Source organism: Vibrio sp. Isolate33, assembly GCF_022397895.1.
In the GTDB taxonomy this organism is placed as follows: domain Bacteria; phylum Pseudomonadota; class Gammaproteobacteria; order Enterobacterales; family Vibrionaceae; genus Vibrio; species Vibrio pomeroyi.
Window position 1 is genome coordinate 21,336 of the sequence record NZ_JAKEUP010000033.1, and the last position, 6,000, is coordinate 27,335.

At 45.3% G+C, this 6,000-nt stretch carries 5 protein-coding genes; 3 read left to right on the forward strand and 2 right to left on the reverse strand.

Annotated elements, in window-relative coordinates:
* Positions 1–202 precede the first annotated feature (202 nt).
* The gene (gene nagZ, locus L1D37_RS23630) at positions 203–1,192 is read right to left on the reverse strand and encodes a beta-N-acetylhexosaminidase (RefSeq protein ID WP_239849322.1); all 990 of its coding nucleotides are present in this window, start codon (positions 1,190–1,192) and stop codon (positions 203–205) included.
* Between the two features lie 100 nt (positions 1,193–1,292).
* Between nagZ and L1D37_RS23635 the strand changes: the two genes are divergently transcribed.
* Both L1D37_RS23635 and murQ read left to right on the forward strand, forming a co-directional pair.
* Positions 1,293–2,429, forward strand: a complete 1,137-nt coding sequence (locus L1D37_RS23635) for an anhydro-N-acetylmuramic acid kinase (protein WP_239849323.1) — start codon at positions 1,293–1,295, stop codon at positions 2,427–2,429.
* Positions 2,430–2,473: 44 nt separating this feature from the next.
* Positions 2,474–3,394, forward strand: coding sequence for an N-acetylmuramic acid 6-phosphate etherase (gene murQ, locus L1D37_RS23640; protein ID WP_239849324.1), 921 nt, complete (start codon positions 2,474–2,476; stop codon positions 3,392–3,394).
* Between the two features lie 108 nt (positions 3,395–3,502).
* Here the strand turns inward: murQ and L1D37_RS23645 are convergent, their stop codons facing one another.
* A complete protein-coding gene (locus L1D37_RS23645; protein WP_239849325.1) occupies positions 3,503–3,853 on the reverse strand; it encodes a DUF2799 domain-containing protein in 351 nt (116 codons plus the stop codon).
* 354 nt (positions 3,854–4,207) lie between these two features.
* Between L1D37_RS23645 and L1D37_RS23650 the strand changes: the two genes are divergently transcribed.
* Positions 4,208–5,698 (forward strand): carbon starvation protein A, encoded by a 1,491-nt coding sequence (locus tag L1D37_RS23650; RefSeq protein WP_017629791.1) that lies wholly within the window; start codon positions 4,208–4,210, stop codon positions 5,696–5,698.
* Positions 5,699–6,000: the final 302 nt, after the last annotated feature.

The following is a 6,000-nucleotide window of genomic DNA, read 5'->3' on the forward strand; positions in this document are numbered from 1 at the left end:
GGCTAACAATCTTTAAAAACACAATAACAGCTACAAAAACGATTGCAAGTGTAAACAATAAAAAACATTTAGTGTAATTTTAATTTTACACCACTGCTTTAACTAGTTCAGGCTATCAAATAGCTCTAAACCACGCCCTACACATACAAAAAAGGCGATATTTATCATATCGCCCTATCTAAAATTATTATGTGTTTATTTATCACTCATTGCCTAGCATTCGCTTAATTTGCTCTGAAGCCTCTTTCCATCGGCTATCTGAGTGAAGAGTCGATAAATCAAAACTGTGTTTTTTAAGCAATGAGTTGGCTAAAGGCACCTCTTGGATAGCTAAGTGATCGAGAGCCTCTATTTGTGCATCTCGTTTATTACACATTAACACCATGTCGCACCCTGCATTCAAAGCAGCCTTTGCTCTGTCGGCAGGACCGCCCATAATCGCAGCGCCTTCCATGGTTAAATCATCAGAGAAGATTAGGCCTTTAAACCCAAGTTGTTGTCTTAATACTTTCTGCAGCCAATACTGTGAACCGCTCGCAGGTTGATCATCATAATGAGAAAAAATCACGTGTGCTGGCATCATCGCATCCAGTATTCCGGCTTCAATTTGCGCCTTGAAGATCGCCATGTCGGTTTCAAAGATGTCATCTCTTGGGTCATAAGGCGTTTCAAGGTGTGAATCAGCAATCACACCGCCGTGTCCAGGGAAGTGCTTTCCTGTTGTCGCCATGCCAACTGATTTCATGCCCTTAATAAAAGCACTACTGTGGCGGACGATGGTATCGATATCTTCACCAAACGCTCGGCTACCAATCGCTTTACAGTCATGGCCTTTGTCTAAGACTGGTGCAAAGCTCAGGTCGATATCATGGGCAATCAATTCCGCAGCCATCAACCAGCCCGCTTGTTCTGCTAATTGTTCACCATTGTTTTTGGTCGCGAACTCTTGAGCTGCAGGGATAATTGAAAAGCCGTCACGGAAGCGTTGTACTCGACCGCCCTCTTGGTCAACACCAATTAAAATAGGACGCTTGGCAACTTTACGGATCTCTTTGTTTAACGCAGATAGTTGTTTGCTATCGTGGTAGTTTCGAGCAAATAAGATGAGACCACCAACGGTTGGGTGCTCTAAAATTTCTCTGTCTTCAGCGGTCAGCTCATAGCCTGCAACATCAACCCACAACGGTCCCATATTTATCCCTTATTTAACCTAATTTCATAAACTTCCCGAGATTATTCTCTTTAAATTTGCTTTACAATGTTTTTAAACCAATCTGTGGAAGACTTTAGAAATGCAGTGCAAGAGCGTAGAGTTAAATCATAAAGAACTGTATATCGGCGTGATGTCGGGCACGAGTATGGACGGCGTTGATACAGCCTTAGTGTCGATAGAAGGAGCTCGTATCACATTGCTCGCGCATGATGAGTTCCCTATGCCTGATGACCTAAAAGCACGCCTGCTTGAGGTGTGTATTGGTCAGAAAACGGATTTGATTGCTATTGGTGAACTCGACCATCAGCTTGGTCATCTGTTTGCTGATGCAGTTCTACAACTTCTCGAAAAGTCAGATACACCAGCATCTTCTGTGACTGCGATTGGTAATCATGGTCAAACGGTATTCCACCAGCCAACCGGTGAATCGCCATTTACCATGCAGTTGGGTGATGCCAATATCATTGCAGCGAAAACGCAGATACAAACGGTCGCCGATTTCAGACGTAAAGACATGGCACTTGGCGGACAAGGTGCTCCACTCGTACCAGCATTTCATCATACTATTTTTCGCCCACAAGACAGCTCGGTTGTGGTGTTGAACATTGGTGGTATCTCGAACATTTCAGTGCTGCGCCAGAACCAGCCAACACTTGGTTATGATACAGGCCCTGGCAATATGTTGATGGACGCTTGGGTAGATAAACACACAGGTGAAAAGTTTGACCGTGATGCGCAGTTCGCTCTGAAAGGTCAACTGAACCATGACTTGCTCAAACAGCTTTTAAATGAATCTTATCTATCTCAATTACCACCCAAAAGCACCGGTAGAGAGTTGTTTAACCTGCCTTGGTTAGAACAACAATTAACAGAATTTAAAGACCTTGCAGCAGAAGATGTTCAGCGCACGCTTTGTGAATACACCGCATTGACGATGGCCAATGAAGTGGAGACTTATCGCTTGGGTGACCAACCTGCACTCTATGTGTGTGGCGGCGGTACGAGAAACCCATTGTTGATGAAAAGGTTGGCTGAACTGCTTCCGAGTTGGGAGGTTGATTCTACGACCAGTAAAGGCGTTGATGCCGACTACATGGAAGCGATGGCCTTTGCGTGGCTTGCTCAACGTCATGTCCATCAACTGCCAAGTAATCTACCCGAAGTGACTGGCGCAAGCAGGGCTGCCTCTCTAGGCGTTCTCTATCGTGCTGACTAAACGAATTATAACCATCATTTTAGAATCACCATTTAAGGATCATTATGAGTAACGACGCTCTCATATCAGCGCTCTCGCACCTCGTTTCGGAGGGGAGAAACCCTGATACTATGGATATTGATCTACTCACCTCTCTCGAAGTGGTTGAAAAGATTAACCAACAAGACAAACAAGTACCACTCGCTATCGAGGCCGAGCTTCCACAGATTGCTCAAGCCGTTGATAACATCGCTCACGCCTTCCAAAACGGTGGTCGACTGATTTATATGGGTGCAGGCACCAGTGGTCGATTAGGTGTGTTAGACGCATCAGAATGTCCACCGACTTTCGGTGTATCAGACAAGATGGTTATCGGCCTAATCGCCGGCGGACCAGAAGCCATTTTAAAAGCCAAAGAAGGCGCGGAAGATTCGCTAACTCTTGGTATTGAGGACCTCAAAGCAATTCAGTTTTCAGAAAATGATGTCGTGGTAGGTATCGCTGCGAGCGGTCGCACACCTTACGTGATTGGTGCACTTAACTATGCCAATCAAATCGGGGCGGTGACCGTAGCGCTGTCTTGTAACCCTGACTCTCCAATTGCCGAGATCGCTCAAATAGCAATTAGCCCAGTGGTTGGCCCAGAAGCATTAACGGGGTCAACACGACTCAAATCAGGTACGGCACAAAAGCTGGTGCTTAATATGCTGACGACAGCAAGCATGATACGCATTGGTAAGAGCTACCAAAACCTGATGGTCGACGTAAAAGCGACCAATGAAAAGTTGGTTGCCCGCGCCGCTCGTATCGTGATTCAAGCGACTGAGTGTGATAAAGCACTAGCAGTGGCGACGCTAAAAACCACCGATTATGACGTAAAGCTCGCTATTTTGATGATTCTAACTGGGCTTGATTTTGAAAGTGCCAAGGCTCAGCTTGACCAACAAAATGGCTTCCTGAGAAAAGCGGTAGAGAATAATCAGTAAAATATCGGATTAGTCTTCGATACAGCTGAAAGCTTGATACAAAAAACCAGTACACATGAAGTACTGGTTTTTTATTTAAACGAGATAACGAATTAACCGTAAGCCAGATTAATAGTCGTTCGAGAACTCATCCCAGCCACGCTGCCATTCCATACGGAAACGTTGAGCGTCTTCCGTACCAGAACATACACCTTCATACACCTGACCAGACAAGCCAATCTGATAAGCATGGTTAGGGTTACAGTATTCAGTCACACCTGAGTGATAACCTTCTGTGTAACTGGCTTGGTCAACAGCACCAAGCGCAGTCATCTCTTGATAAGAACGCTGAGTGTGGCCTTTAATACCATCACGGTAACCAATCTCTTTCCAGTTACCTTCTGCCGCTAAATCTTGAATATTGGCGCTGCATCCTGCAAGGCTAAATGCCACGGCGAATAGTGCGATTATTTTTTTCATTTCAATCCTTTATATTATTACTTCACCACTTTCTGACGAAGCGCTGCCTTTGTGCTGATTCTCCGCTGAACGCCTGTCGATGTCCACTTATTGTCTAATCTTCGCAACTTTAGGTTCATTCCGACCACTCAGAATCAGTAGTCGCCGTTAAGCCAACTCAAACAACCTCTCTATAGAGCTAATCGGCCTCTCGATAGAAATACCCGCCACTCAGCAAAGTGAACAAACCACTCAATCAGTTATAACACCGTTAAATTGGCTATTCGACCACTTACTCTCGTAGCGGAAGTTTCTTCTCATCGACTCCTTTAATATACACCCTGACTTAATTAATACATTCAGGGATAACAAATTATGATGTGGTTTCTTACCTGTGTTGCAGCACTCATTGGTGGCTACTTTATTTACGGTACCTTTATCGAGAAGATTTTCGGTATCAATGAAAAACGCCAAACACCCGCTCACACTAAGCAAGATGGCGTGGACTACGTTCCAATGTCGACACCAAAGGTTTACCTAGTTCAGCTGCTTAACATCGCTGGTGTAGGTCCAATCTTCGGCCCTATCATGGGTGCCCTTTACGGCCCAGCAGCAATGCTTTGGATCGTTCTAGGTTGTATCTTCGCAGGTGCAGTACACGACTACTTCTCAGGTATGTTATCTATCCGTAATGGCGGTGCTTCGGTTCCAACCATCACAGGACGTTACCTAGGCAATGGCGCAAAACACTTTATGAACATCTTTGCCATTGTTCTATTGCTTCTTGTTGGTGTGGTATTCGTATCTGCTCCTGCTGGTATGATCACGAACCTAGTGAACGACCAAACTGATTTCGCGATGTCTGCAACGACGATGGTTGTTATCATCTTTGCTTACTACATCATCGCAACGATTGTCCCTGTCGATAAAATCATTGGTCGCTTCTACCCACTGTTCGGTGCACTGCTTATCTTTATGTCTGTTGGCCTAATCACTGCGATTGGTCTATCTGACGAACACCAAATCATGGGTGGCTTTGAGATGAGCGACATGTTCACCAACATGAACCCGAATGACCTACCACTTTGGCCGGCTCTATTCATCACAATCGCATGTGGTGCTATCTCTGGCTTCCACGCAACTCAGTCTCCTCTGATGGCGCGTTGTATGGAAAACGAGAAGAACGGTCGCTTCGTATTCTACGGCGCAATGATTGGTGAAGGCATCATCGCTCTAATTTGGTGTGCACTTGCTCTGTCTTTCTTCGGTTCAGTTGAGTCTCTGTCTGACGCGATTGCAAACGGCGGCCCAGGTAACGTGGTATACAGCGCTTCATTTGGTCTACTGGGTGTATTTGGCGGTATCCTTGCTTTCCTTGGCGTGGTTATCCTACCAATCACTTCTGGTGATACAGCGTTCCGTTCAAGCCGTCTTATCCTTGCTGAATACTTCAACATGGAACAGAAAACACTGCGTAACCGACTACTGATGGCGCTACCACTGTTCGTTATCGGTGGCATCCTGACTCAAGTTGATTTCGGCATCATCTGGCGCTACTTCGGTTTTGCTAACCAATCAACAGCAGTAATGATGCTGTGGACAGCTTCAGCTTACCTACTTCGTCACAACAAACTGCACTGGGTAACAACGGTTCCAGCTATCTTCATGACGTCTGTGTGTATCACATTCATCCTGAACAACAGCCAACTGGGCTTCGGTCTACCAATGCAAATCTCAACCATCATTGGTGTGGTGAGTGCGCTAGGTGTTGCGGCTTACGTTATCAAAATTTCAAAAGGCAAAGGCGATATCGACCTTGCTGATGAAGAAGAGAAAGAAGCAAAAGGCGTCACCAAAACAGCCTAGTTCTTTAAGGCTCTTGGGAACAAGAGACCAATCTTCATAGAAAGAGACAAAAGAACAGCCAAACACAACTTCGCTTGCTCCCGTAATCACTCAGTGATTCGTGGAAACTAAGACTAAAGCCCGTCCACTGTGATGGGCTTTATTGTTTTCAGGTGTCCCGTCCTGAAATGTGTTTACACATTGAGGACGAATTATGACTACTTCAAATAATACCTACGTTAAGCGCACTCAGCGTGATTACACACTAGGCTTTAAATTACAGGTCGTCGCCGCTGTAGAAAGAGGCGATATGACATATAAAC

What these genes read in the sequence shown, in the direction of transcription:
- L1D37_RS23650 (WP_017629791.1), top strand. Translation starts at nt 4,208, where the DNA reads ATGATGTGGTTTCTTACCTGTGTTGCAGCACTCATTGGTGGCTACTTT.
- L1D37_RS23645 (WP_239849325.1), bottom strand. Translation starts at nt 3,853, where the DNA reads ATGAAAAAAATAATCGCACTATTCGCCGTGGCATTTAGCCTTGCAGGA.
- L1D37_RS23635 (WP_239849323.1), top strand. Translation starts at nt 1,293, where the DNA reads ATGCAGTGCAAGAGCGTAGAGTTAAATCATAAAGAACTGTATATCGGC.
- murQ (WP_239849324.1), top strand. Translation starts at nt 2,474, where the DNA reads ATGAGTAACGACGCTCTCATATCAGCGCTCTCGCACCTCGTTTCGGAG.
- nagZ (WP_239849322.1), bottom strand. Translation starts at nt 1,192, where the DNA reads ATGGGACCGTTGTGGGTTGATGTTGCAGGCTATGAGCTGACCGCTGAA.